This window comes from Pseudomonas sp. PGPPP1, from assembly GCF_002255865.1.
In the GTDB taxonomy this organism is placed as follows: Bacteria; Pseudomonadota; Gammaproteobacteria; order Pseudomonadales; family Pseudomonadaceae; genus Aquipseudomonas; species Aquipseudomonas cremoris.
In genome coordinates, this window is record NZ_NKIG01000023.1 from 79,249 (window position 1) to 104,956 (window position 25,708).

Annotated in this window: 23 protein-coding genes; 18 read left to right on the forward strand and 5 right to left on the reverse strand. The window is 59.4% G+C overall.

Going from position 1 to position 25,708, the window contains the following annotated elements:
• Positions 1-162: 162 nt before the first annotated feature.
• From CFE47_RS22665 to rpmE, 3 genes are all read right to left on the reverse strand, one after another.
• A complete protein-coding gene (locus CFE47_RS22665; protein WP_185704855.1) occupies positions 163-1,431 on the reverse strand; it encodes a malic enzyme-like NAD(P)-binding protein in 1,269 nt (422 codons plus the stop codon).
• 181 nt (positions 1,432-1,612) lie between these two features.
• Positions 1,613-2,419, reverse strand: a complete 807-nt coding sequence (locus CFE47_RS22670; RefSeq protein WP_286840625.1) for a thermonuclease family protein — start codon at positions 2,417-2,419, stop codon at positions 1,613-1,615.
• 14 nt (positions 2,420-2,433) lie between these two features.
• The gene (gene rpmE / locus CFE47_RS22675; RefSeq protein ID WP_005784030.1) at positions 2,434-2,667 is read right to left on the reverse strand and encodes a 50S ribosomal protein L31; all 234 of its coding nucleotides are present in this window, start codon (positions 2,665-2,667) and stop codon (positions 2,434-2,436) included.
• A gap of 214 nt (positions 2,668-2,881) precedes the next feature.
• On the opposite strand from rpmE, the gene CFE47_RS22680 reads away from it, so the two are divergent.
• The 10 genes from CFE47_RS22680 (at position 2,882) to CFE47_RS22725 (ending at position 15,693) form a co-directional block, all read left to right on the forward strand.
• Positions 2,882-5,101, forward strand: a complete 2,220-nt coding sequence (locus CFE47_RS22680) for a primosomal protein N' (RefSeq protein ID WP_286840627.1) — start codon at positions 2,882-2,884, stop codon at positions 5,099-5,101.
• A 110-nt stretch (positions 5,102-5,211) separates the two neighbouring features.
• Entirely contained in the window at positions 5,212-6,948 is a 1,737-nt protein-coding gene (gene argS / locus CFE47_RS22685; protein WP_286840629.1) for an arginine--tRNA ligase, read from the forward strand.
• 1 nt (position 6,949) lies between these two features.
• Positions 6,950-7,651 carry an SPOR domain-containing protein gene (locus CFE47_RS22690; RefSeq protein WP_286840631.1) on the forward strand — a complete coding sequence of 234 codons (702 nt, stop codon included), beginning with the start codon at positions 6,950-6,952 and terminating at the stop codon, positions 7,649-7,651.
• Positions 7,652-7,909: 258 nt separating this feature from the next.
• The gene (gene hslV / locus CFE47_RS22695; RefSeq protein ID WP_017738857.1) at positions 7,910-8,440 is read left to right on the forward strand and encodes an ATP-dependent protease subunit HslV; all 531 of its coding nucleotides are present in this window, start codon (positions 7,910-7,912) and stop codon (positions 8,438-8,440) included.
• Positions 8,441-8,477: 37 nt separating this feature from the next.
• Complete coding sequence (gene hslU / locus CFE47_RS22700; protein ID WP_185704845.1) at positions 8,478-9,815, forward strand: ATP-dependent protease ATPase subunit HslU; 1,338 nt, start codon at positions 8,478-8,480, stop codon at positions 9,813-9,815.
• A gap of 131 nt (positions 9,816-9,946) precedes the next feature.
• The gene (locus CFE47_RS22705; protein WP_185704843.1) at positions 9,947-10,324 is read left to right on the forward strand and encodes a gamma-butyrobetaine hydroxylase family protein; all 378 of its coding nucleotides are present in this window, start codon (positions 9,947-9,949) and stop codon (positions 10,322-10,324) included.
• A 249-nt stretch (positions 10,325-10,573) separates the two neighbouring features.
• Positions 10,574-12,253 carry a class II poly(R)-hydroxyalkanoic acid synthase gene (gene phaC, locus CFE47_RS22710; protein ID WP_286840635.1) on the forward strand — a complete coding sequence of 560 codons (1,680 nt, stop codon included), beginning with the start codon at positions 10,574-10,576 and terminating at the stop codon, positions 12,251-12,253.
• A gap of 174 nt (positions 12,254-12,427) precedes the next feature.
• Positions 12,428-13,273: a poly(3-hydroxyalkanoate) depolymerase gene (phaZ, locus tag CFE47_RS22715; protein ID WP_286840637.1), complete on the forward strand. Its 846-nt coding sequence runs from the start codon at positions 12,428-12,430 to the stop codon at positions 13,271-13,273.
• Between the two features lie 89 nt (positions 13,274-13,362).
• Complete coding sequence (phaC, locus tag CFE47_RS22720) at positions 13,363-15,045, forward strand: class II poly(R)-hydroxyalkanoic acid synthase (protein WP_286840639.1); 1,683 nt, start codon at positions 13,363-13,365, stop codon at positions 15,043-15,045.
• 27 nt (positions 15,046-15,072) lie between these two features.
• Positions 15,073-15,693 (forward strand): TetR/AcrR family transcriptional regulator, encoded by a 621-nt coding sequence (locus tag CFE47_RS22725; protein WP_286840640.1) that lies wholly within the window; start codon positions 15,073-15,075, stop codon positions 15,691-15,693.
• A 37-nt stretch (positions 15,694-15,730) separates the two neighbouring features.
• Here the strand turns inward: CFE47_RS22725 and CFE47_RS22730 are convergent, their stop codons facing one another.
• Positions 15,731-16,426, reverse strand: coding sequence for a response regulator transcription factor (locus CFE47_RS22730; protein WP_286840642.1), 696 nt, complete (start codon positions 16,424-16,426; stop codon positions 15,731-15,733).
• Between the two features lie 320 nt (positions 16,427-16,746).
• Between CFE47_RS22730 and CFE47_RS22735 the strand changes: the two genes are divergently transcribed.
• From CFE47_RS22735 to CFE47_RS22770, 8 genes are all read left to right on the forward strand, one after another.
• A complete protein-coding gene (locus CFE47_RS22735; protein WP_286840644.1) occupies positions 16,747-17,328 on the forward strand; it encodes a fimbrial protein in 582 nt (193 codons plus the stop codon).
• 92 nt (positions 17,329-17,420) lie between these two features.
• A complete protein-coding gene (locus CFE47_RS22740) occupies positions 17,421-18,197 on the forward strand; it encodes a fimbrial biogenesis chaperone (protein WP_286840646.1) in 777 nt (258 codons plus the stop codon).
• A 7-nt stretch (positions 18,198-18,204) separates the two neighbouring features.
• Positions 18,205-18,969, forward strand: a complete 765-nt coding sequence (locus CFE47_RS22745; RefSeq protein ID WP_376750074.1) for a fimbrial biogenesis chaperone — start codon at positions 18,205-18,207, stop codon at positions 18,967-18,969.
• Between the two features lie 103 nt (positions 18,970-19,072).
• A complete protein-coding gene (locus tag CFE47_RS22750) occupies positions 19,073-21,643 on the forward strand; it encodes a fimbria/pilus outer membrane usher protein (protein WP_286840648.1) in 2,571 nt (856 codons plus the stop codon).
• A 2-nt stretch (positions 21,644-21,645) separates the two neighbouring features.
• On the forward strand, positions 21,646-22,596 hold the full coding sequence (locus CFE47_RS22755) for a fimbrial protein (protein WP_286840651.1): 951 nt from the start codon (positions 21,646-21,648) through the stop codon (positions 22,594-22,596).
• A gap of 73 nt (positions 22,597-22,669) precedes the next feature.
• Positions 22,670-23,599 (forward strand): fimbrial protein, encoded by a 930-nt coding sequence (locus CFE47_RS22760; RefSeq protein WP_286840653.1) that lies wholly within the window; start codon positions 22,670-22,672, stop codon positions 23,597-23,599.
• Positions 23,600-23,617: 18 nt separating this feature from the next.
• Positions 23,618-24,148, forward strand: coding sequence for a fimbrial protein (locus CFE47_RS22765; protein ID WP_286840655.1), 531 nt, complete (start codon positions 23,618-23,620; stop codon positions 24,146-24,148).
• A 19-nt stretch (positions 24,149-24,167) separates the two neighbouring features.
• Positions 24,168-24,689 carry a fimbrial protein gene (locus tag CFE47_RS22770; RefSeq protein ID WP_286840657.1) on the forward strand — a complete coding sequence of 174 codons (522 nt, stop codon included), beginning with the start codon at positions 24,168-24,170 and terminating at the stop codon, positions 24,687-24,689.
• A 67-nt stretch (positions 24,690-24,756) separates the two neighbouring features.
• On the opposite strand, the gene CFE47_RS22775 is transcribed toward CFE47_RS22770, so the two are convergent.
• Positions 24,757-25,701, reverse strand: coding sequence for a phasin family protein (locus CFE47_RS22775; protein ID WP_286840659.1), 945 nt, complete (start codon positions 25,699-25,701; stop codon positions 24,757-24,759).
• Positions 25,702-25,708: the final 7 nt, after the last annotated feature.

A 25,708-nucleotide genomic window follows, 5' to 3' on the forward strand; every position in this document is an offset into this window, starting at 1 on the left:
CGAATGCGCAGTGCCAGTCAACGAATCTAGAGACTGACACACCGCATTCGCGAGCAAGCCCGCTCCCACATTTGGTTCTGCGCAAAGTCCAAGTTAATCGCCACACAGCAAAAAGCCCCGACTCTCACGAGCCGGGGCTTTTTGTTGGTGCGCTACAACGGCTTAGCCGTTGAACACATCATCCACGCTTTGCAGCGGGTAGTTCTTCGGATACGGCAGGGTGGCCACGCCGGTCTCGATGGCAGCTTTGGCCACGGCATCGGAGATCAGGGTGATCAGGCGCTTGTCCATTGGTTTCGGAATGATGTACTCACGACCGAATTCCAGCTTGGCGCCACCGTAGGCGTCGCATACGTCCTGAGGTACCGGCAGTTTGGCCAGTTCACGCAGGGCGTTGGCGGCAGCCACTTTCATTTCTTCGTTGATGCGCTTGGCGCGAACGTCCAGGGCACCACGGAAGATGAACGGGAAGCCCAGCACGTTGTTGACCTGGTTCGGGTAGTCCGAACGACCAGTGGCCATGATCACGTCGCTACGGGTGGCGTGAGCCAGCTCTGGCGAAATCTCTGGGTCCGGGTTGGAGCAGGCGAACACGATTGGGTTGGCCGCCATGGACTTCAGGCCTTCAGCGCTCAGCAGGTTCGGGCCGGACAGGCCGACGAACACGTCTGCACCGTCAAGGGCGTCAGCCAGAGTGCGCTTGGACGACGGGTGGGCAAACATCGCCTTGTACTGGTTCAGGTCGGAACGCTCGGACTGGATCACGCCCTTGCTGTCGACCATGTAGATGTTTTCCAGCTTGGCGCCCATGCTGACGATCAGCTTCATGCAGGAGATGGCAGCAGCGCCAGCGCCCAGGCAGACGATCTTGGCATCAGCCAGGGTTTTGCCAGCGATTTCCAAGGCGTTGATCATGCCGGCCGCGGTAACGATCGCGGTGCCGTGCTGGTCATCGTGGAATACCGGAATGTCGCACTGTTCGATCAGAGCCTTTTCGATCTCGAAGCACTCAGGTGCCTTGATGTCTTCCAGGTTGATGCCACCGAAGGTGATGGAAATGCGCTTGACGGTGTCGATGAAAGCTTGCGGGCTCTCGGAGTCGACTTCGATGTCGAAAACGTCGATACCGGCAAAGCGCTTGAACAGCACGCCCTTACCTTCCATGACTGGCTTGGAAGCCAATGGGCCGAGGTTACCCAGGCCGAGAATCGCGGTGCCATCAGAAATCACTGCAACCAGGTTGCCCTTACCGGTGTACTTGTACGCCAGCTCAGGGTCGCGGGCGATTTCACGTACGGGCTCGGCCACGCCAGGGCTGTAGGCCAACGACAGGTCGCGGGCGGTGGCGGTGGCTTTGGTGAGCTCTACACTCAGCTTTCCTGGACGAGGATTGGCATGATATTCGAGAGCGGCAGTTTTCAAATCAGACATATCGGCATTCCGCTTTTACTGTTGGTCGACGGACCGCCGAGGATACGCGTGTCGTAAAGTCCCTACAAGACTGGGTAGTCACCGGTGTCAAGGCCCCAAACCGCCGTACTTTGGTCTAAGGCCACGGGATACAAGGGCTCAACTGTTCACAATCACATAAAAAAATGTCTACAATTTTTTATTAATTCGTCGAATTGAGCATGCTTGGGTCGGTCAGCGGCAGCAACCAACGAGCCTGATCGCGCTTCAAGCTGCCGCGCCTGGCACGATCCTGCACCCAACCACGCGCCTCGATTGTCTTGCCTTGCAGACCACTCAGCATGGCGCTGTCGAACTGGCTGGCCAACGCAGGGGCAATGCGCAATACCAGTGAGCCCTGCACGTCGATCCAGACACCACCGCGATTACGCTCGACCTTGCTCACCTGGCCGCTGACCAGAGCGAAGCCGGAGTGTTTGAGTTGCGCCACGCGCTGCACTGGCGACTGCCGCCACAACCCCAAGCGCGCCTTGCGAGCACTGTTCTCGGCAGCCCGCTGGCACGCAACAAGATCGACATTCGGCGCTACGCCTACCTGAAGCCCCAGGCCCTCGGCCAACAGCCGGGCTTCCAGGTTCTCTCCATCCACACCATAAAGATGGGCCAGGGTTCGGCCATAGCGATCTTTGCTTTCACGCCCCACCACCAGGCCGACGCGACCGCCGCTGGCCTGCACCAACGCCTGCAAACGCTGGCGGGCAGCGACAGCATAAGGCTCGTCGGCACGGCCCTTCTTGCCGGTTTCCGGGGCATTGAGGCCTATCATGCGTACGCTGCGACCGTCCTTGAGGCGCACCGTGTCGCCGTCCACAACGCGCTGTACGTCTACCTGGGCCAAGGAGGTCGGCGCCGGGCAGAACACTTCGGCCTGGACTGCCGACAGCCAAATCCCAGGCACAAAAAAGGCGCCCACAAGGGACGCCTTTTTCAACAGCTTGCAAAAGCCCATAAGGCTTTTGAGCCTTACTCTGCTGGAGTAGCAGCAGGCTTCTTGCCGAAAGCACCAAAGCGATCTGCGAAGCGCTGTACGCGGCCGCCGGTGTCCAGAGTTTTCTGCTTACCGGTGTAGAACGGGTGGCACTCGTTGCATACGTCAGTACCCAGTGGCTTGCACAGGTTCGAACGAGTTTCGAACTTGTTGCCGCAGCTGCAGGTTACTTCGATGGTTTCGTACGCTGGATGGATATCGGCTTTCATGGCACTTCCTCGGGCTAGCGTGCCGCCACTCGACACTATTGTCGAATACCGCACGTAATTAGGCCGCGGATTCTACCAGACCTTTTTAAACGCGCAAGCGGCGCTGAGGGTGTGAATCGTCCTTTCATCAGAAATCCATGGCATACCCAAGCCACCCCTCGTCTGCTAGGCTCCCGCCCCTGCGCCACCGCCTGCCTTATATGAGACCCCTCGCGTGCCCGACGCCATTTTGCGCCTAGCCCTGCCCTCGCCCCTGCGCCGCCTGTTCGATTACCGGGCCCCGGCCGGCGTGCTGCGGGCACAGTTGCAGCCAGGCATGCGCGTGCGCGTGCCGTTTGGTCGAAGGGAGATGATCGGGGTTTTGGTGGAAGTTGCTGACCACAGCGAAGTCCCGGCCGAGAAGCTCAAGCCTGCACTCGCGATACTCGATGCCACGCCACCGCTGCCACCCGCGCTGTTCAAGCTGTGCCTATGGACTGCCCAGTATTACCAGCACAGCCTAGGCGATACCTTGAGCTGGGCGCTGCCAGTGTTGTTGCGTCAGGGCGAACTCGCCGAGGCGCGCCAGGAGCGTTTCTGGTCGATGGTTCCCGGCGCACGCCTTGACGACCCACGCATCGCTCGTGCCCCGCGCCAGCGCGAAGCCTTGGCGACCCTCGCCCAGCACCCGCACGGCGTAGCCCATCAGTTGCTAAGCAAACTGATGCTGAGCAAAGACAGTCTCGACCTGCTGCTCGCCAAAGGCCTGGTGCAGGTGGAAATCCGCAAGCACGCCCCCGACCCGCGCCACGAACACTGGTTGGCCCAGCCGGAACTGCCGCTGAACCCCGAACAACGTGCGGCCTACGAGGCAATACGCGCTGGCTTCGACAGTTTCCACGCGTTCCTACTGGCCGGCGTTACGGGCAGCGGCAAGACCGAAGTGTATTTGCAACTGATCCGCGAAACCCTGCAGGCCGGCAAACAGGCACTGGTGCTGATCCCCGAGATCAACCTGGGCCCGCAGACCCTGGCGCGTTTCGAGCAGCGCTTCAATGCGCGCATCGCCCTGGTGCACTCGGCGGTCAACGACCGTGAACGCCTGGAGTCCTGGCTGGCGGCACGGGACGGCGAGGCCGACATTATTATCGGCACCCGCTCGGCGCTGTTCACTCCGATGAAAAACCCCGGGCTGATCATCATCGACGAGGAGCACGACGGCTCCTATAAACAGCAGGAAGGCCTGCGCTACCACGCTCGCGATCTGGCGCTGGTGCGGGCGCGTCAGGAAGACATCCCGATCGTGCTGGGCTCGGCCACACCGTCCCTGGAGAGCCTGCACAACGCCTACACCGGTCGTTACGGCCTCCTACGCCTCAATGAGCGCGCCGGCGGTGCCAAACAACCGCGCTTCCTGCGCCTGGATGTAAAAAGCCGCCCACTGGACAGCGGCATTTCCGGGCCGATGCAACAAGCCATCGGCCAGACCCTGGCCGCCGGCCAACAGGTTTTGGTATTCCTCAACCGTCGTGGTTTTGCGCCAACACTGCTCTGCCATGACTGCGGCTGGATGTCCGAATGCGAGCGCTGCGATGCGCGCATGACCGTACACCAACGCTACGGCGAACTGCGCTGCCATCATTGCGGCCATGTGGAACGGGTACCGCGCCACTGCCCGCAGTGCGGCAAAGTCGACCTGCGCCCCGTCGGCGCGGGCACCGAGCGCGCCGAGGAACGCCTGGGGATTCTGTTCCCGGACTTTCCGGTGCTGCGGGTCGACCGCGATAGCACGTCGCGCAAAGACGCGATGAACCAACTGTTCGCCACCATCCAAAAAGGCCAGCCATGCATCTTGATCGGCACGCAGATGCTTGCCAAAGGGCATCACTTTCCACGGGTAACCCTGGTGTCGATCCTGGATGCCGACGGCGGCCTGTTCTCGGGTGACTTCCGCGCAAGCGAGCGTATGGCGCAGTTGATCGTACAAGTCGCAGGCCGTGCAGGCCGTGCCGAAGAACCGGGCAAAGTGATTATCCAGACCCACTTGGCCGACCACCCGCTGCTGATTCAGCTGACAGAACAAGGCTACTTTGCCTTCGCAGAACAGGCACTGAGTGAGCGCCGCGCCGCCGGCCTGCCGCCGTTCTCCCATTTAGCACTGCTACGGGCCGAAGCGCACAAACCAGGGCAGGCCGAAGGGTTCCTGGACGAGGCCTGCAGCGCTGCCGAACGTTTGCTCGGCGAACAGGGCCTTACCGGCATCGAGCTGCTCGGCCCGGTGCCAGCCCCCATGGAGCGTCGCGCCGGCCGTTACCGTGCTCAGCTACTCTTGCAGGCGACGTCTCGTGCACCGCTGCATCGGCTATTAAGTAGCTGGTTGCTTGCCCTGGAGCAAATGCCCAGTGGTCGGCAGGTGCGATGGTCGTTGGATGTAGACCCGGTAGATTTGTATTAAGCCTGGCCATAGGTCCTGCGAAGGTTGGCAAGCCCGCCCTCGCCACGGATAATGCCCAGTTTTTCCACCTGCGCATCGCGCGCCGCCGCTTGCGGTCGAAAGAGAACACCATGAAAGACACCATTCGCCAGCTGATCCAACAAGCCATCACCCAACTCGTCAACGAAGGTGTGTTGCCTGAAGGCCTGACGCCGGCGATCCAGGTGGAGAACACCCGCGACAAGACCCACGGTGACTTCGCCAGCAACATCGCGATGATGCTGTCCAAGCCGGCTGGCATGAAACCCCGCGACCTGGCGGAAAAGATCATCGCCGCCCTGCCTGCCGACGAGAGCATCACCAAGGCCGAAATCGCCGGCCCAGGCTTTATCAACTTCTTCCAAAACACCCAGGCCCTGGCTTCCCGCCTGGATGCGGCCTTGGCCGACGCCAAGATCGGCGTACGCAAGGCCGGCCCGCTGCAACGTGTGGCCATCGACCTGTCGGCGCCGAACCTGGCCAAAGAGATGCACGTAGGCCACCTGCGCTCGACCATCATTGGCGACGGCGTGGCGCGCGTGCTGGAGTTCCTCGGCGACACCGTGATCCGCCAGAACCACGTAGGCGACTGGGGCACCCAGTTCGGCATGCTGATGGCCTACCTGCAAGAGAACCCGATCACCAGCAACGAGCTGTCGGACCTCGAAAACTTCTACCGCGCCGCCAAGAAGCGCTTCGACGAATCCGAAGAATTCGCCGACCGCGCCCGTGGCCTGGTGGTCAAGCTGCAAGCCGGTGACAAGGAATGCCTGGAGCTGTGGAGCCGCTTCCGTGACATTTCCCTGTCCCACTGCCAGGAAATCTACGAACTGCTCAACGTGAAGCTGACCATGGCCGACGTGATGGGCGAAAGCGCCTACAACGATGACCTGATCAACGTGGTCAACGATCTCAAGGCCAAGGGCCTGCTGGTTGAGAGCAACGGCGCGCAGTGCGTGTTCCTCGAAGAATTCAAGACTGCCGATGGCGAGCCGCTGCCGGTGATCATCGTCAAGGCCGATGGCGGCTACCTGTACGCCACCACTGACTTGGCGGCCGTGCGCTACCGCAGTGGTGTACTCAAGGCCGATCGCGCGCTGTACTTCGTCGACCAGCGCCAGGCCCTGCACTTCCAGCAGGTGTTTGAGGTGGCACGTCGTGCCGGCTTCATCACCCACCCGATGCACATGGAACACATGGGTTTCGGCACCATGAACGGCGCCGATGGCCGCCCGTTCAAGACCCGCGACGGCGGCACCGTGAAGCTGATCGACCTGCTGAACGAAGCCCAGGAACGTGCCTACAACCTGGTGAAGGAAAAGAACCCGGAGCTGGCCGAGGCCGACCTGCGCAACATCGCCCGCGTGGTGGGGATTGGCGCAGTGAAATACGCCGATTTGTCCAAGCACCGTACCAGCGACTACAGCTTCAACTTTGAGCTGATGCTCAACTTCGAAGGCAACACCGCGCCGTACCTGCTGTACGCCTACACCCGTGTGGCTGGCGTGTTCCGCAAGCTGGGCAAGGACTTCAGCGAAGTCGAAGGCCACATCGTGCTGGACGCACCGCAAGAACAAGAGTTGGCGGCCAAACTGGCACAGTTCGGCGAAGTGCTGAACAGCGTCGGCGAGAAAGGCACACCGCATATCCTGTGCACCTACCTGTACGAAGTCGCCGGCCTGTTCTCCAGCTTCTACGAGAACTGCCCTATCCTGACCGCCGACGACGAAGCCCAGAAGCAAAGCCGCCTGCGCCTTGCCGCCCTGGCTGGACGGACCCTCAAGCAAGGCCTGGAACTGTTGGGCCTGGAAACTCTGGAGCGTATGTAAGTTGGCTGCCAAGAAAAAACCTGCACCCAAGCGCGGCGCCAGCCGCTACCAGGCCCCGGCGAAGAAGCCGATCCCGGGCTGGTTGTGGATGGCCATCGGCCTTGCTGTCGGTGCATTCGTTGTCATCCTGATGAAGCTGGAGCCGGGTAAAGGCGACGACGTCAAACGGGTCAAGCAAGAGCAGCAGAAAGCCACGAAAATGGCCGAAGCCAACAAGACTGCGCCGAGCCCGACCGCACCGGTAAAGCCGAAATACGACTTCTACACGCTGCTGCCGGAATCGGAAGTGATCGTGCCGCCTGACGCCGTGCCGGAAAAAACCCTGCCGACGCCACAAGTGCCGACCACCCCAGTCACCCCTGCGGAAGCCGCGAAGATCGACACCGCACGGGCACAGGCCGCGCTGGCCGGGATTACCCCGCCGCCTGCGCCACCGGTTGCCGAGACCAAGGCGGCACCGGTGACCAAGTTCTTCCTGCAAGCGGGCTCGTTCCCGAAACAGGCGGATGCGGATCGCGTGCGCGCGCAGATCATTTTGCTTGGCCAGTCGGTGACGGTGGAATCCGGCACGGTCAAGGATGCGACCTGGTATCGCGTGCTGGTGGGGCCGTTCAGCAACCGTGAACAGCTGAACGTGGCGCAGAAGCAGTTGGCGGGCGCGGGCTTTAGCAATCTGTTGTTACAACAACGCCAGAGCCGCTAAACCCGAGAACATAGCAGGATCAATGTGGGAGCTGGCTTGCCTGCGATAGCGATGGAACAGTCAATATTTTCAGTGACTGGCACACCGCAATCGCAGGCAAGCCAGCTCCCACATTTGGTTTTTGGGCGCTTTCAAAAATGTGTAAGACCTATAAACACCACTCGTCCGCGTACTGCTCCTACAGTTGAAATCCCCCCCGCCACCCCCATATGAGTTTCCATCAGGGCATTTTCGCCCCGCTGCGTGGAGACTCTCCCCTTGACCACCATCGTTTCAGTACGTCGCCACGGCAAAGTCGTCATGGGCGGCGACGGCCAGGTTTCCCTTGGCAACACCGTGATGAAAGGCAACGCCAAGAAAGTGCGTCGCCTGTACCACGGCCAGGTTCTCGCGGGCTTTGCCGGCGCCACCGCCGACGCCTTCACCCTCTTTGAGCGCTTCGAAGGCCAGCTGGAAAAACACCAGGGCCACCTCGTCCGCGCCGCCGTTGAACTCGCCAAAGAATGGCGTACCGATCGCTCTCTCAGCCGCCTGGAAGCCATGCTGGCCGTTGCCAACAAAGACGCCTCCCTGATCATCACCGGTAACGGCGATGTGGTTGAGCCCGAAAACGGCCTGATCGCCATGGGTTCCGGCGGTGGCTATGCCCAAGCTGCGGCCAGCGCGCTGTTGAAGAAAACCGACCTGTCGGCCCGTGAAATCGTCGAGACCGCCCTGGGCATCGCTGGCGATATCTGCGTGTTCACCAACCACAATCTGACCATTGAGGAGCAGGACCTCGCGGAGTAAGCCGTAGGCTTATTCCCGCTTGAGGCCGCCAAACACTATGTCCATGACTCCCCGCGAAATCGTCCACGAACTCAACCGCCATATCATCGGCCAGGACGATGCCAAGCGCGCCGTTGCCATCGCGCTGCGTAACCGCTGGCGCCGGATGCAACTGCCCGAAGAACTGCGCGTTGAAGTAACGCCGAAGAACATCCTGATGATCGGTCCTACCGGTGTCGGTAAAACCGAGATCGCCCGTCGCTTGGCCAAATTGGCCAACGCACCGTTCATCAAGGTCGAAGCCACCAAGTTCACCGAAGTGGGCTACGTGGGCCGCGATGTCGAGTCGATCATTCGTGACCTGGCCGACGCTGCGCTGAAGCTGCTGCGCGAACAGGAAATGACCAAGGTCAGCCACCGCGCCGAAGACGCTGCCGAAGAGCGCATCCTCGACGCCTTGCTGCCACCGGCACGCATGGGCTTCAACGAAGACGCCGCGCCGGCCTCGGACTCCAACACCCGTCAGCTGTTCCGCAAGCGCCTGCGTGAAGGCCAGTTGGATGACAAGGAAATCGAGATCGAAGTCGCTGAAGTCTCCGGCGTCGATATCTCTGCACCACCTGGCATGGAAGAAATGACCAGCCAGTTGCAGAACCTGTTCGCCAACATGGGCAAGGGCAAGAAGAAAAGCCGCAAGCTCAAGGTGAAGGACGCACTGAAGTTGGTGCGCGATGAAGAAGCCGGGCGCCTGGTGAATGAGGAAGAACTCAAGGCCAAGGCCCTGGAAGCCGTTGAGCAGCATGGCATTGTGTTTATCGACGAGATCGACAAAGTGGCCAAGCGCGGCAATTCCGGCGGCGTCGATGTGTCGCGCGAAGGCGTACAGCGCGACCTGCTGCCGCTGATCGAAGGCTGCACGGTGAATACCAAGCTGGGCATGGTCAAGACCGACCACATCCTGTTTATCGCCTCCGGCGCGTTCCACCTGAGCAAGCCAAGCGACCTGGTACCGGAGCTGCAAGGCCGCCTGCCGATTCGCGTGGAACTCAAGGCGCTGACCCCGGGCGACTTCGAGCGCATCCTCAGCGAGCCGCATGCATCGCTCACCGAGCAGTACCGTGAGCTGCTGAAAACCGAAGGCCTGGGGATCGAGTTCCAGCCGGACGGCATCAAGCGCCTGGCGGAGATCGCCTGGCAGGTCAACGAGAAGACCGAGAACATCGGGGCGCGTCGTTTGCACACGTTGCTGGAGCGTTTGCTGGAGGAGGTTTCCTTCAGTGCTGGCGATTTGGCTGGTGCGCAGAATGGCGAAGTGATCAAGATCGATGCTGACTACGTCAACAGCCACCTGGGCGAATTGGCGCAGAACGAAGATCTGTCGCGCTACATTCTGTGATCCACACGTAGAGCCGCTTTGCTTTAATGTGGGAGCTGGCTTGCCTGCGATAGCTATGGTGAATTCAACACCGCTATCGCAGGCAAGCCAGCTCCCACAATTTGAAGCCGGTTTCTTCAGGGTTATCCCCAATGTCCAAATTTCCCACCGCTGTAAACCTGCACAAAACCTCCAACACCCTAGGCCTCACCTACGGGCCCGACGAGGTGTACCAACTCCCCGCCGAACTGCTGCGCACCCACTCGCCTTCCGCCGAGGTCCAGGGCCATGGCAAACCCATCCTGCAATTCGGCAAGCTCAATGTCCGGTTGACCAAGATAGAACCGGCCGGTCAGTACGCACTTAAATTGACCTTCGACGATGGTCATGACAGCGGACTGTTCACTTGGGACTACCTCTACCAACTGGCCGTGCGCCAGGATTCGCTGTGGGCCGATTATCTGGCCGAGCTGAAAGCTGCCGGTAAAACCCGCGACCCGAGTGAGTCGGTCGTGCGCCTGATGCTCTAGCCCAGGCGTCTTGCTCTTTAGAGGGCATTTTCTAATTTCATCTGCTTGAATGCCCTGTCGCGTGGCCAACGATTGGCCCGCTTGCGAAAAAAATTAAACTCGGGTAACCAATGGAACTGGCAAGTTCCCTGCATTTGACGATGCGGTATCAACGGTCACCCGAGTCGCAGTACCAGGCTTGTGTTGTGTATCGAAATTGGGTGCACAGCGGTACCCGGTACTCGTCTTTCGGACAATGGAGCGTCGTAGATGAGTAACAAGAACAACGATGACTTGAAACGCCAGGCCTCGGAAAACACCCTGGGGCTCAACCCGATCATCGCGTTACGTAAAAAGGATTTACTCGCCTCGGCGAAGATGGTGCTGACCCAAGCCATCAAGCAACCACTGCACAGCGTCAAGCACGTCGCCCACTTTGGCGTCGAATTGAAGAACGTGATGTTCGGCAAATCTGCGCTGGTGCCCGAAAGCGATGACCGTCGTTTCCATGACCCGGCGTGGAGCCAGAACCCGCTCTACAAACGCTACCTGCAAACCTACTTGGCGTGGCGCAAGGAACTGCACGACTGGATTGGCGACAGCAACCTGTCGGAACAGGACATCAGCCGTGGTCACTTCGTGATCAACCTGATGACCGAAGCCATGGCCCCCACCAACAGTGCGGCCAACCCGGCAGCGGTCAAGCGTTTCTTTGAAACCGGCGGCAAAAGCCTGCTCGACGGCCTGTCCCACCTTGCCAAAGACATGGTGCACAACGGCGGCATGCCGAGCCAGGTCAACATGGGCGCCTTTGAAGTGGGCAAGACGCTGGGCACCTCCGAAGGCGCCGTGGTGTTTCGCAATGACGTACTGGAGCTGATCCAGTACAAGCCGATCACCGAACAGGTGCACGAGCGCCCGCTATTGGTGGTGCCGCCGCAGATCAACAAATTCTATGTCTTCGACCTGAGCCCGGATAAGAGCCTGGCGCGCTTTTGCCTGCGCAACGGCCAGCAGATCTTCATTGTGAGTTGGCGCAACCCAACCAAGGCCCAGCGCGAGTGGGGCCTGTCGACTTACATCGAGGCGCTCAAGGAAGCGGTGGATGTGGTCACCGCGATTACCGGCAGCAAAGACATAAACATGCTCGGCGCCTGCTCCGGCGGTATCACCTGCACCGCGCTGCTCGGCCACTACGCCGCGCTGGGTGAGAAGAAGGTCAACGCGCTGACCCTGCTGGTGAGCGTGCTGGACACCACCCTGGACACCCAGGTGGCGCTGTTCGTCGACGAGCAGACCCTGGAGGCGGCCAAGCGCCACTCCTACCAGGCCGGTGTGCTGGAAGGCCGTGACATGGCCAAGGTGTTCGCGTGGATGCGCCCCAACGACCTGATCTGGAACTACTGGGTGAACAACTACCTGCTGGGCAATGAGCCGCCGGTGTTCGACATCCTGTTCTGGAACAACGACACCACCCGCTTGCCAGCGGCGTTCCACGGCGACCTGATCGAACTGTTCAAGAACAACCCATTGGTGCGCGCCAACGCACTGGAAGTGTGCGGCACACCGATTGACCTCAAGCAGGTCACCGCCGACATCTACTCACTGGCCGGCACAAACGACCACATCACCCCGTGGCAGTCTTGCTACAAATCGGCGCAGCTGTTTGGTGGCAAGGTGGAGTTCGTGTTGTCCAGCAGCGGGCATATCCAAAGCATCCTTAACCCGCCGGGCAACCCCAAGGCGCGCTACCAGACCAGCGACAGCCTGACGGCGACGCCGCTGGACTGGCAGGAAAATGCAACCAAGCACACCGATTCGTGGTGGCTGCATTGGCAGGCGTGGCAAGCGGAGCGGGCGGGTAAGTTGAAGAAGGCGCCGACAAGCTTGGGGAACAAGACTTACGCCGCAGCCGAAGCGGCACCGGGCACCTATGTACACGAACGATAAACGAAACACAGCTTTGTAGTTGGAATGCGGTCAAATGTGGGAGCGGGCTTGCTCGCGAATGCGGTGGGTCAGTCAGTACATCTGTTGCTGACAGACCGCCTTCGCGAGCAAGCCCGCTCCCACACCGACCCAGCTCCTACAGGGAATTAGTGCGCCATTTTGCAGGGTAGGCCCATGCCGCAACCGTTCATCTTCCGCACCATCGACCTGGATGGCCAGACCATCCGCACGGCGGTGCGCCCAGGCAAGCCTCATTTGACCCCGCTGCTGATCTTCAACGGCATCGGCGCCAACCTTGAGTTGGTGTTTCCGTTCGTCCAGGCCCTGGACCCGGACCTGGAAGTGATCGCCTTTGATGTGCCGGGCGTCGGCGGTTCGTCAACGCCCAACCGGCCGTACCGCTTTCCTGGGCTGGCCAAGCTCACGGCGCGTATGCTCGACTACCTCGACTACGGGCAAGTGAATGCAGTGGGGGTGTCCTGGGGCGGCGCGCTGGCGCAACAATTTGCCTACGACTACCCGGAGCGTTGCAAGAAGCTGATCCTGGCCGCCACGGCAGCAGGTGCGGTGATGGTGCCGGGCAAGCCAAAAGTGTTGTGGCTGATGGCCAGCCCACGACGCTACATTCAACCGTCCCACGTGGTGCGCATTGCGCCGATGATCTATGGCGGCTCGTTCCGTCGTGACTCCAAACTCGCCGCCGAACACGCCAGCAAAGTGCGCTCGGCGGGCAAGCTCGGTTACTACTGGCAACTGTTCGCCGGGCTGGGCTGGACCAGCATCCACTGGCTGCACAAGATCCGCCAACCCACCCTGGTACTGGCAGGGGACGACGACCCACTCATTCCGCTGATCAACATGCGCATGCTGGCCTGGCGCATTCCCAATGCACAGTTGCACATCATCGATGACGGCCACCTGTTCCTGATTACCCGGGCCGAGGCCGTGGCTCCGATCATCATGAAGTTTCTGCAAGAGGAGCGCATGCGTGCGGTGATTCATCCGCGACCGGCAGTGTAAGGACTACACCGCCGCGCAACTTGCCAGGAACCGACTATGGTTCTGAATTGGCGTGCCTGTTTGATGGCTTGACGAAGGAGTGTTGGCTCATGCGAGAAAGACCCGTGACGAACCCGGCCCCCACCCCTGCCGCGTTCATCAATGCGCAAAATGCGATCACCGGCCTGCGTGGCCGGGACTTGCTGTCGACCCTGCGTAGCGTAGCTGCCCACGGCTTGCGCAACCCGGTGCACACCGCCCGTCACGCGTGGGCCTTGAGCGGGCAGTTGGGCCGCGTCCTGCTAGGCGAGACGGTGCATGAGCCCAACCCCCACGACAGTCGTTTTACAGACGCCACGTGGACACTCAATCCGCTGTACCGCCGCAGCCTGCAGGCTTATCTGAGCTGGCAGAAACAAACGCGTCACTGGATCGATGACAGCTCCCTGAGTGCCGATGACCGGGCGCGCGCGCACTTTGCCTTCTCACTGATCAACGATGCTGTCTCCCCCTCCAACACCCTGCTCAACCCGTTGGCTATCAAGGAGCTGCTCAACTCGGGCGGCAACAGTGTGGTGCGCGGAGTGACCAACCTGTTCGAAGACCTGCTGCACAACAATGGCCTGCCACGCCAAGTCAGCAAGCATGCCTTTGAAGTCGGCAAGACGGTGGCAACGACCCCAGGCTCTGTGGTGTTTCGCAATGAGCTGCTGGAGCTGATCCAGTACAAGCCCATGAGCGAAAAACAGTACGCCAAGCCGCTGCTGATCGTGCCGCCGCAAATCAACAAGTACTACATCTTCGACTTGAGCCCAGCCAACAGCTTCGTGCAGTACGCCCTGAAAAACGGCCTGCAGACCTTTATGGTCAGCTGGCGCAACCCGGATGTGCGTCACCGCGAATGGGGCTTGTCCACCTACGTTGCCGCGCTGGAAGAAGCACTCAACGTTTGCCGCGCCATCACCGGTGCCCGCGAGGTCAACCTGATGGGCGCCTGCGCCGGCGGCCTCACGATTGCCGCGCTGCAAGGCCACCTGCAAGCCAAGCGCCAGCTGCGGCGTATCTCCAGCGCCAGCTACCTGGTGAGCCTGCTGGACAGCCAGATCGACAGCCCTGCCACCCTATTCGTCGACGAACAAACCCTGGAAGCCGCCAAGCGTCGCTCCTACCAGCAAGGCGTGCTGGACGGACGTGACATGGCCAAGGTGTTCGCCTGGATGCGCCCCAACGACCTGATCTGGAACTACTGGATCAACAATTACCTGCTGGGCAAGGAACCACCGGCCTTCGACATCCTGTACTGGAACAACGACAACACACGCCTACCCGCCGCGCTGCACGGCGACCTGTTGGACTTCTTCAAGCACAACCCACTCAGCCATCCCGGTGGCCTTGAGGTATGCGGCACACCCATCGATTTACAAAAGGTCACGGTGGACAGCTTCAGCGTGGCCGGCATCAACGACCACATCACACCGTGGGACGCGGTGTATCGCTCCACCCAGTTGCTGGGCGGAGAAAAACGCTTCGTGCTGTCCAACAGCGGGCATATCCAGAGCATCCTCAACCCGCCGGGCAACCCCAAGGCGAACTACGTCGAGAACCCCAAGCTAAGCAGCGACCCGCGTGCCTGGTACTACGACGCCAACCACGTCGAAGGCAGTTGGTGGCCGCAATGGCTGGAGTGGATTCAACAACGCTCGGGTGCGCAGCGCGAAACCCTCACCGCCCTGGGCAACCAGAATTACCCACCGATGGAAGCAGCACCCGGCACCTACGTAAGGGTGCGCTGAGTTCAACGATCAGATTAAGAAGACTGGATGAAGACCCGCGACCGTATCCTTGAATGTGCCCTGCAGTTGTTCAACCAAAAGGGCGAGCCAAATGTGTCGACCATGGAGGTGGCCAATGAAATGGGGATCAGCCCCGGCAACCTCTATTACCACTTCCATGGCAAGGAACCGTTGGTACTCGGGTTGTTCGAGCGTTTTCAGAATGAATTGGCGCCGCTGCTCGATCCCCCCGCAGACGCACAACTGGAGGCACAGGATTACTGGTTGTTCCTGCACCTGATTGTCGAGCGCATGGCCCACTACCGCTTTTTATTTCAAGACCTTTCTAACCTCGCAGGGCGTCTGCCGAAGCTGGCCAAGGGAATTCGTAGCCTGCTCACGGCACTCAAGCGCACCCTCGCATCGCTACTGGCGCGGCTCAAGGCCTCAGGACAGGTGGTCAGTGATACCCAGGCATTGGGCCAACTGGTGGAGCAAATCACCATGACGGTGCTGTTTTCTCTGGATTACCAACGGATACTCGACCGCGAAGGCGAAGTTCAAGTGGTGGTCTATCAAATTATGATGTTGGTCGCCCCACACCTTTTGCCTCCAGCGCGACAGGCAACAGAACGATTAGCAACTCGCTACTTAGATAACCCCATTTAACTTACACCAACGAGAAACATTTCTTACAACTAAGGCACTACCCCGGATTTCCAAACTGCTGTGTGAATTTGAACAGCTCACTGTCAGATTTTATACCCAACTTTCGATAGGCCGATTGTTTCTGGGTGCTGATCGTACTCGCACTACGCGAAAACTTTGCCGCAATCGAATTCACGGACATACCGTCCAGAAAACAGCGCAGCACCTCCTGTTCTTTGGGGGTCAGGCAAGCGTTCAAACGCACAGGGTCAGAAAAGTCCATCTTCGACTTCATCGCGGCCACATCAAACATGGGATGTACACCTTGCAGTGCCGGCAACATGCAAGGCTGCAGGTAAACACGCCCCTGAGCGATCATCCGGACCGCTGCGATCAGCTCAGTGAGCTTTTGGGTCTTACCCAGAACACCCCAGCTTCCCGCTTTCAAGGCCAGCAAAACCGTTGCGGAGGTGTAGTGAGACGACACGACCACGGGCTTGCACGTCCTGAATCGTCGGTTAAGCGTACGGATCAAACTGAGCCCATCAAGATCAGACGGCCCCAAGATGAAGTCCATGACCACGATATCCGCAGGCCGTTGGGCAAGCGCATCAAGCAGCTCCCTCCCGGTCCCGAACGATCCGATCACATCGAGATCTGCCTCCTTGCTCAGACCCAACTCGATCCCCTGCCGAACCATCTCATGATTATCCAGAAGCATGACCGTATACATCTTGGAAATTGAAGTAGGCATCAAGAAACCCGCATAGGTGATTACAACTCTTTTTTTTAACTTTTAGCGGTATATCTCAGCCACACGCCGGGATCAATCAGATAAGACAATAAGGAATACTCTTTCAGCGGAGTCTTACAGCCACATCGCACAAGGAAAAGTAAATACAACTATTTTCAATCAATATAGAAATTTTCGAACAATCACGAGATAAAACTCGCTACTTCTCTATATTCATTATTCCCGTTCGGAGACACATTACCCCTGCCCGTCAATTCGTAATAGGCCCTGTCACCGACGGCCCTGCGGCGGGACCTTACAAACTCAAAAATAGGAACATTATGAAATCCAACGCTCTCTCCGCCCTTGCAGCCGCTATTGCCCTGGCCGCGGCAGTATCGCAGCACGCGTATGCAGCCAATGACGGCACCATCAACTTCACCGGCCAAGTCAGCGACGTGACCTGCACTGTCGAAGGCGCTGCGCCGGGTACTGGTGCAGTCGTCAAGGACGTGAACATGGGTGGTGTTTCGGCCGTACGCCTGGCAAAACCGGGCGATCGTGCCAACCTCACCGGTTTCACTATTCGCATTGGCGCGCCAGGCGAAGGTGCCTGCGTCAACGGCCGTACGGCCATGGTTGCATTCGACCCCACCAGCCCAGCCATCGACGTGGCGACCGGTCGGTTGAACATCGACGGCTACGATGACCCAAGCGATACCGCCAACGCCAAGAACGTCCAAGTGGAAGTCACCAATCGCGACGGTTCGCCAATTAACGTTTATACCGAAAAATCGGAAGGCGTAGTGATCGCTGACAACCAGGCCGTCATCCCTCTTGCAGCGCAGATGTATGCCAGCGGCGCGGCGACCGAGGGTACCGTCAAGACTCGTGTGGGCTTTATGGTCGTGTACGCAGACTAAGGGGCACGCAACCCGTACCAACGGACCTTGCATGCAACGGACCTGCGGTGATCCCGCAGGTCCCCTCCCTGACTCGAAGAGACCCCGAACAAATGAAAAACCTGGCCCGCCTCGCGCTTGCCACCTGCGCTGTCGGTGGCTTGGCGCTGCATGCGCTTACCGCCCAAGCAGGCGTCATCATTTACGGCACCCGTGTGATCTATCCTGCCGAGCAGCAAGAGGTCGTGGTGCGTCTGGAGAACAAGGGCGATCGGCCGGCGCTTGTGCAAACCTGGCTGGACACCGGCGACCTGCGTTCAACACCGGCAACGGCGCAGACACCGTTCACGTTGACACCGCCGATCTTCCGGATCGAACCCAATCAGCAACAGGCCCTGCGCCTGCGCCACCTGGGAGAGCCTGCAGCCACTGACCGCGAAAGCCTTTACTGGCTGAACGTATTGGAAGTACCTCCGGTGACCGCCGGATCCGAGCAGAACAACCAGATTGAATTGGCGTTCCGGACCCGTTTGCGTGTATTCGTGCGGCCACAGTCGTTGCCCTATCCGGTCGCCAGCGCCCCTTCAAAACTGCGCTGGGAACTGATTCCCCATCACCAGGGTTTCGCCCTGCAGGCGACCAACCCCACGCCATACCATATCTCGCTCACAGCCGTGGATTTGCTCAGCGAAGGGAAAAGGTTCAGCAAAGCGCCGAACGTCGACGCCAATGACAGCCTGCTAATGCCGGCAGGTGACGTAAAAGTGTTTGCCTTGCCCACGCTACGCAATCGCCCCAACGGCTCAGCCAAAGTCGAGTTCACAGCTGTCAGCGACCTCGGTGCCCGGGTGCGCCATTCGGCTGGCCTCACTCCTTCAGCCGTAAGATGACCCCCCCATGAACCTACTTTCGATTTCACATCTTTCTGCCAAGTTCATGGCATTGACGTTGGCACTGTTCGGCATCACCGCCCACGCGAGTGTTGTCATTAACAACACCAGGATTATTTACCCGCAGAACGACAAGGAGGTAACAGTCCGGCTGGAAAGCAAAAACGAGGCGCCTGTACTGATCCAGGCATGGCTGGATAGCGGTGACGAGCACTCGACACCTGAGGCGACCGCCATCCCGTTTATCGCCACGCCACCGATCTTCCGCATGGAACCCGGCAAGCAGCAAGTGGTACGCCTGGCGTATACCGGTGCAGACCTGCCGTCGACCCAGGAAAGCCTGTTCTGGTTCAACCTGTTGGAAGTCCCAGCACAGTCCCAGGACGCCCAACAAAGCAACCAACTGCAGCTTGCCTTTCGCTCCCGGATAAAACTGTTTTTCCGCCCGCCAAACCTGCCTTACGACGTCGAGGCCGCGCCTGCAAAACTGCAATGGCGTCGGGTATCCACCGAGCAGGGCCAAGCGCTGGAGGTCTATAACCCGAGCCCTTATCACGTCACCTTCGATCAGATCGAACTGCTTGACGCAAAACAGCGACACGCCCGCGAGGCGAGTGTTTCAGGCGCTGAGAACATGGTGGTGCCTGGGGGACGTAACCTTTTCTCGCTACCCAGCCTCAAGTCGCCGCACAGCCGCGCGACCACCGTCGAGTTCCAGACACTGGATGATTTTGGAGTGGCGATATTACACAGCGCTAAGGTCTCGCCCTAACCCCCTACTGACTCAATGACAACGTTCGTTTGATGCCCATTTTTCGAGGCAGGGATTTCCTTTGCCCAAATTCGGGTAACACCTCTTTCTGGGAATGGTAAACATGAGTTTGAACACGCCAGCCAGCGTAAGATTTCGGCCCTTGGAAAGTCATCGTTTGACGCTTTTGGCGCGTTGCTTGTTGCTGCTGAGCGGCGCCCATGCCATGGGTGCCCAGGCAAACGAAAACGTTCAATTCAACCCGGCGTTCTTTCCGGATACGGGTGGCCAGCATGTCGACATTTCAAAATTCAGCCAGGGCAACATCGTGCTGCCCGGCAGCTACCGCACCGATGTCTACCTCAATGGCCAGTGGGTTGGGCGCGAGACGTTATCGTTCGTTGCCGTCGAAGGCCAAGACTCCGCGCAGATGTGCCTGGAGCGTGACGCGCTGCTTCGGCTCGGGATCGATCTGGACGCAACGCAAAGACAGTCTGCCGAAGCCAGAGAGACCACCCCGGCCCCGTTCATAAGCTGTGCCGATATCGGCATCTACCTGCCCAGCGCCAGCAGCCAATTTGACCCCGGTGAAAACCGCCTCAGCCTGCAGGTCCCACAGATTTACCTGGCACGTAAAGCGCGCGGCTATGTCGACCCACAGCACTGGGACAGCGGTGTAGACGCCGCCTTTGTACGCTACAACGCCAATACCTTTGCCACCCAGGCAAATGGTCGTTCGTTCAACTCCAATTACCTGGGCCTGAACACCGGCCTCAACCTGGGCGACTGGCACTTTCGTCATAACGGCAGCTACAGCGTCACCGATAACGCCTCGGGCTACCAAAGCAGCAGCACTTACGTGCAGCGCGACTGGACCTCGTTGAAGTCCCAAGTGATGGTGGGCGAGATCTTCACCTCCGGCGAACTGTTCGACAGCGTACGCCTGCGTGGCGCGAGCCTGTTTACCGACGACCGTATGCTGCCCGACTCCCTGACCGGCTTTGCACCTGTGGTACGCGGCATTGCCGAGACCAACGCACGGGTCACCGTGCGCCAGCGCGGCGTGTTACTTGATGAGGTGTCAGTTGCCCCGGGGCCATTCGTGCTCAACGACTTGTTTGCCACCGGCTACGGCGGCGATCTGACCGTCACGGTCACCGAGGCCGATGGTCGACAGCGCGAGTTCATCGTTCCGTTTGCCACCAACGCCAACCTGCTGCGTCCGGGCTACAGCCGCTACTCATTAAGTGCCGGCCAGTTGGATGAGATTGGATTGCGCCACCCGCCAACCATGATGCAAGCCACCTACCAGCACGGCCTGAGCAACCTGCTAACGGGCTACACAGGGGCGGTCGTTGGAGAGGACTACAACTCGCAACTGGTGGGAGCGGCCTTCAACACGCCAATGGGCGCGCTGTCCTTTGACCTGACCCGTTCGAGCGCACACCTGCCGGGACATGGCTCACGCGATGGGCAAAGCCTGCAAATGCGCTACAGCAAGAACTTCACCGAGTCCGGCACTCACTTTGCCCTCGGCGCCTACCGCTACTCCACCGAAGGCTTCCTGAGTGTGCGCGACGCTGCGCGAGTGCGCGACCTGGCCATCGACAGGCTCAGCCTGGATAACGTCTCACGTCTGCGCGACAGGATGGACATCAGTCTCAACCAGGCACTGGGCAGCGGCTCCGTTTACCTCACCGGCTCCATGCAGAACTATTGGAACCGCGACAGCGGAAACCTGACCTTCACCACGGGATACACCAGCAACTGGAGGGGCATGCACTACACCCTCAGCGCCCAGCGCACCAAGGACTTGCTGAGCGAACGGGTCGATAAACAGGTAGAACTGAGCGTGAGCCTGCCCCTAGGCAGCGGCGCCCGCGCGCCCACCTTGACCACCACGGCCTATAACGGCAGTCAAAGCAGCGGCGAACGCGTGAACCTCGGTGGCACCCTGGGTGAACGCAGCGAGTTCACTTATGGCGTGGGCGGTAGTCGCACGCACGGCAGTGGCACCTCTGCCAGTGCCGATGTGAAGTACCAGGCGAGCCAAGGCGTACTGTCCGCAGGTTATGGGCAGAGCAGTGATTACCGCGCGATGTCCCTCGGCATGACGGGCGGCATCGTCGCCCATGCTGGCGGCGTGACCTTCGCCCCCGAACTCGGCGACACGATTGGTATCGTCCAGGCATCTGACGCGCAGGGTGCGCGGATCAACGGCAATCACGGTTCCCAAGTCGGCAAAAGCGGTTACGCGATCGTGCCCTACCTTTCGCCGTATCGCCAGAACGTGGTCGAACTCGACCCCAAAGACCTCTCTGTCGATGTGGAACTCAAGACCGCCGCACAAAACGTCGCACCTCGCGCAGGTTCGGTGGTGAAGCTGCAATTTGACACCGTCAGCGGCCAGGCCCTTTTGATCACAGCACTGCGTGAGGATGGCAACTTAATGCCGTTTGGTTCGGATGTGTTCGATGAAGATGGCAACAGCGTGGGCATTGTCGGACAGGGCGGCAAGGCATTTGTACGCGTCGCGCGCCCGCAGGGGGAGTTGACCGTCAAGTGGGGCGGCGGTGCCAGCGCCACATGCCGGCTGAGCTATGACGTGGGCGAGAAGCCTACATCTGAAACCGCCGAGCGCCTGCGCCTTCTGGATGCAGGTCGTTGTGACAGTGACTTACGTTTGCAGGACTGAAGATGAAATATTCAATCAAACTTGTTTCGACACTGCTGGTACTCAGCTTGCCGATCACGGTACAGGCAGCTTGTGATAGATACCCCAACTCGGCGCTTGGCCTGGCATTGCCCGCGACAATCACCGTGCCGCAGAGCCTTCCCGTGGGAGGCATCATTATCCGCCGGGCATTCACTGAAACCGCGCCAGCGTTCACCATTTACTGTGCGACGGCGACCCCTCGAACCTTCACAGGACGATACACGACGTCAGTGCAAGTGCCAGGAGCGGGAGTATCGGCCCATCCCACCAACGTGCCAGGCGTTGGCATACGGGTGATGGTCCGAAACTCCAATGGACTGGTTTATCCTCATTCGTTGATCAGTACGTCTGGCGTAGATCCAGGCGGTACAACGCACTACAGCAATGTCAGCGCCGAGGCGATTTTCTACAAGATCGGCCCCGTCACGAACGAAACCCTCTATGCGGGAAACCTTCTTTACGACCGATGGGGATTCCAAGAGGGACACTTCTCATTGGGGCTTAGCAATTCGGCACGCTTTGTTACACCCGCCGCCACTTGTGACCTCGCAGCTGGCGATGTCAACCGCACAATCGCACTTCCCCCCATACAAGTAAGCGATCTCAAAGACGTCGTCACTGCAGGCACGAGCAATTTTGAGCTAACCGCAAATTGCACCGACGCCTCCAACGTGACTTTCCGTATGACAGGCACACCCGCACCCGGCAACGCCTTGCTCTTTGCCAACAGCGGTTCGGCGAGCGGGGTAGCGCTGTGGGTGTACTCACGTATCAACGGTGTACCCGCCACTATCAGTAATGGCGGCACTCGCACCCTCTCGGTTTCCGGCAATCGAGCGGTGCTGCCGCTCAGCGCCGCCTATCACAAAAACGGCACAGTCAGCCAAGGCACGCTGATCAGTTCCGCCACAGTCAACATTACTTACAACTGAAAAATGCCTGACGAGTGATGTTGAGTACAGCACAGCGGGATTAAACACAAACACTGACTGTTGGGAGTGAGGGATGAAAGACCGGATCAAACTTTTGTGGGCATTGCTGGCCCTCGGAATGCCAATGGCCGCTCAGGCGACGTGCAGCAGGTACCAAAATGACACATTCACCCTGAACCTACCGGCGACTTTCACCGTGCCTGACAGTCTTCCTATCGGAAGTGTGATCACTCGCCAGGCATTTTCAGGGACGGCTCCCGGCTGGACGGCAACCTGTTTTCTGGCAACCCGATGGATCAACGGGCGCTACCCGAACAACCACAACCAGGGTGTCCACCCCACCGAGGTGCCAGGCGTAGGCGTGGCCGTAAGGATGACATTCAACGGTGGGGGCAACTCACTTTTTACCCTTCATAGCATACCTGCGGCGACGGCGACCGGACCGGTCCCGAGCTTCACCTGGGCAGAGGCGACCTTCTACAAAATCGGTCCGGTCACCACCGGGACAGTGCCCGCCGGCTACTTCTTCGAACAGAAATGGACTAAGTCTTCAAACACTTTTCGCCTGCAACTCGGCAGCCCGGTCCGTTTTATCCGACCCGTCGCCACGTGTGACTTGGCCGTCGGAGACGTCAGCCGCACCATCTTTCTTCCCTCGATCAAGGTCAACGATTTTAACAACGGGCTCACTGCAGGTGCTCACAACTTCGACTTGAGCGCCAATTGCAGCAATGCCGCCAACGTAACCTTTCGCATCACCGGCACTCCAGCACCGGGAAACTCCCTGCTTTTTTCCAACACCGGCTCAGCGGGCGGCGTCGCACTGTGGATGTATTCACGCATCAACGGCGCGCCCGCCACCATCTCCAATAACGGCACTCGCACGTTGGCTGTTTCAGGCAATCGGGCAGTGCTGCCACTCGGCGCCGCTTATCACAGGAACGGTACGGTCAGCCAAGGCACGCTGGTCAGTACCGCCACCGTCAACATCACCTATAACTAAAACCCTGAGGAGTACCCCATGTTCATACGAACGCTGCCCTTTCTGCTGACAATCGCCACAAGCCTGGCTATCAATACGGCACAAGCCACCACGAACGGCGCCCTTAATTTCAGAGGGCAGGTCAATGCCGGCACTTGCAACCTGGCGGCCGGGGATGTGAACCGTACGGTCACGCTGCCTACTATCAAGATTTCCGATTTTGATTCGAACGGATGGACAGCCGGAAACTTCGATTTCGAGGTTTCCGCCGATTGCGAATCAGACATTAGCAATGTGATCTTCCTGTTCGCCGGCACCCCCTCTGCAGGAACTCCGGCGCTATTTTCCAATACCGGCAGTTCTGGCGGCACAGCACTGGTGCTGTCGCACCGGGCAACGACTAACACAGTGATCCCTGCCAACGGCACTCTCGCACAGCGTAGCAAGACCGTCGTAACCTCCAATAAGAAAGCGGTACTGCCACTTTCAGCGGCCTACCACAAATCTGGAGGAGCAATTACTCAGGGTACGCTGGTCAGCGCGGTGACTGTTTCGATCACCTACAACTAATGCCAGAAAGGAGTCTCTAATGTTCCTACGAACCCTGCCTTTATTGTTGGCAATAACCGCGAGCCTGGCGGCCCATTCAGTGCAGGCGGCGACTACCGGAACCTTGACCTTCCGAGGGCAGGTAAATGCCGGCACGTGCAACCTGGCAGCAGGGGATGTGAACCGAACGATCACGTTGCCAACGGTGAAAGTCTCCAACTTCGACGCCGCCAACGAGGTGGGGGTTCAGTCTTTTGACCTGACCGCCGATTGCGAATCCGACATTCGTACGGTGTCCTTCCTGTTCACGGGTACGCCGGCCACTGGAAACGGTGCACTCTTTGCGAATACGGGCACCTCTACCGGGACGGCACTTTCGCTTTCCCATCGAAACGTTGCCTACATTCCTGCCAACGGCACGGCTGCTCAGCGCACGCGCCAGGTCGCAACCAGCGGCCAAAAAGCGGTGCTGCCGATGAACGCGTCATATTTTAAAAATGGCACATTGGTCAAATCTGGCACCTTGGTCAGCGTGGTGACGGTCGCCATCACTTACAACTGAGGAGAGATTTGGCTCACAAAAAAATGCCCGACCTTAAATGGCCGGGCATTTTTGTATCTCGCTAATCTCAGGACTGACTGGACGGCGTCGAAGTGACCGGCGTTGCAGACGGAGTAGCGGCGGGCGTCGGTGCGGACACCGAGTTGGTGGAAGACGCTGTCGGCGCAGTCGCAGGTTTGGCCGCAACGGCTGGCTTCGGTGCTACTGGCTTTTTGGCTACCGCAGGTTTCTTGGCGGCGGCCGGTTTTGCCGCCGGTTTCGCGGCAGCAGGCTTAGCTGCAGGTTTAGCAGCAGCCGGTTTAGCCGCTGCGGTTTTGGCCGCGGGCTTGGCAACCGGCTTGGCAGCAGGTTTTGCCGCAGCCTTGGCAGCAGGCTTAGCCGCTGGTTTGGCAGCTGCTTTAGCCGCTACCGGCTTTTTAACGGCAGGCTTGGCGGCCGGTTTAGCGGCTGCAGTTTTGGCCGCTGGTTTTGCGGCAGGTTTTGCAGCGGCCTTGGCTACCGGCTTGGCAGCTGCTTTTACCAGAGGCTTGGCAGCTGCTTTAGCCGCAGGTTTCGCAGCGGCAGTTTTAGCAGCCGGCTTGGCTGCCGGTTTGGCGGCTGCAGTTTTCGCCGGAACCACTTTGGCGCCGGTGAGTTTTTCGATTTGCTTGGTCAGGGTATCGACCTTGCTGTGCAGCGTCTTCAACTCAGCCTTGCTCGGTACGCCCAGTCGAGAAATGGCACTGTTCAGGCGCTTGTCGAAAGTTTCTTCCAACTTGCCCCAAGCGTCAGAAACGCTCGACTTGGCGGAGCCGGCAGTTGCCTTGGCCGCTTCAACTTTTTTACCGACGGTGCTTTTGGTCAACTTCTCGGCCTTTTCGCCGTCCTTGACCAAAGTCTCGAAGTACTTGCCGCCATCACTGCTAACCTTCGAGTACACGCCTAAACCAGCCAGCCAGATCTTACGGGAATATTTTTCAACTTCCCCGACCCACGAGCTGCCTTCTTTCTGAGTAGTCTTTTTAACAGCCATCCCGATG

What these genes read in the sequence shown, in the direction of transcription:
- CFE47_RS22665 (WP_185704855.1), bottom strand. Translation starts at nt 1,431, where the DNA reads ATGTCTGATTTGAAAACTGCCGCTCTCGAATATCATGCCAATCCTCGT.
- CFE47_RS22670 (WP_286840625.1), bottom strand. Translation starts at nt 2,419, where the DNA reads ATGGGCTTTTGCAAGCTGTTGAAAAAGGCGTCCCTTGTGGGCGCCTTT.
- rpmE (WP_005784030.1), bottom strand. Translation starts at nt 2,667, where the DNA reads ATGAAAGCCGATATCCATCCAGCGTACGAAACCATCGAAGTAACCTGC.
- argS (WP_286840629.1), top strand. Translation starts at nt 5,212, where the DNA reads ATGAAAGACACCATTCGCCAGCTGATCCAACAAGCCATCACCCAACTC.
- hslU (WP_185704845.1), top strand. Translation starts at nt 8,478, where the DNA reads ATGTCCATGACTCCCCGCGAAATCGTCCACGAACTCAACCGCCATATC.
- CFE47_RS22705 (WP_185704843.1), top strand. Translation starts at nt 9,947, where the DNA reads ATGTCCAAATTTCCCACCGCTGTAAACCTGCACAAAACCTCCAACACC.
- phaC (WP_286840635.1), top strand. Translation starts at nt 10,574, where the DNA reads ATGAGTAACAAGAACAACGATGACTTGAAACGCCAGGCCTCGGAAAAC.
- phaZ (WP_286840637.1), top strand. Translation starts at nt 12,428, where the DNA reads ATGCCGCAACCGTTCATCTTCCGCACCATCGACCTGGATGGCCAGACC.
- phaC (WP_286840639.1), top strand. Translation starts at nt 13,363, where the DNA reads ATGCGAGAAAGACCCGTGACGAACCCGGCCCCCACCCCTGCCGCGTTC.
- CFE47_RS22725 (WP_286840640.1), top strand. Translation starts at nt 15,073, where the DNA reads ATGAAGACCCGCGACCGTATCCTTGAATGTGCCCTGCAGTTGTTCAAC.
- CFE47_RS22730 (WP_286840642.1), bottom strand. Translation starts at nt 16,426, where the DNA reads ATGCCTACTTCAATTTCCAAGATGTATACGGTCATGCTTCTGGATAAT.
- CFE47_RS22735 (WP_286840644.1), top strand. Translation starts at nt 16,747, where the DNA reads ATGAAATCCAACGCTCTCTCCGCCCTTGCAGCCGCTATTGCCCTGGCC.
- CFE47_RS22740 (WP_286840646.1), top strand. Translation starts at nt 17,421, where the DNA reads ATGAAAAACCTGGCCCGCCTCGCGCTTGCCACCTGCGCTGTCGGTGGC.
- CFE47_RS22745 (WP_376750074.1), top strand. Translation starts at nt 18,205, where the DNA reads ATGAACCTACTTTCGATTTCACATCTTTCTGCCAAGTTCATGGCATTG.
- CFE47_RS22750 (WP_286840648.1), top strand. Translation starts at nt 19,073, where the DNA reads ATGAGTTTGAACACGCCAGCCAGCGTAAGATTTCGGCCCTTGGAAAGT.
- CFE47_RS22755 (WP_286840651.1), top strand. Translation starts at nt 21,646, where the DNA reads ATGAAATATTCAATCAAACTTGTTTCGACACTGCTGGTACTCAGCTTG.
- CFE47_RS22760 (WP_286840653.1), top strand. Translation starts at nt 22,670, where the DNA reads ATGAAAGACCGGATCAAACTTTTGTGGGCATTGCTGGCCCTCGGAATG.
- CFE47_RS22765 (WP_286840655.1), top strand. Translation starts at nt 23,618, where the DNA reads ATGTTCATACGAACGCTGCCCTTTCTGCTGACAATCGCCACAAGCCTG.
- CFE47_RS22770 (WP_286840657.1), top strand. Translation starts at nt 24,168, where the DNA reads ATGTTCCTACGAACCCTGCCTTTATTGTTGGCAATAACCGCGAGCCTG.
- CFE47_RS22775 (WP_286840659.1), bottom strand. Translation starts at nt 25,701, where the DNA reads ATGGCTGTTAAAAAGACTACTCAGAAAGAAGGCAGCTCGTGGGTCGGG.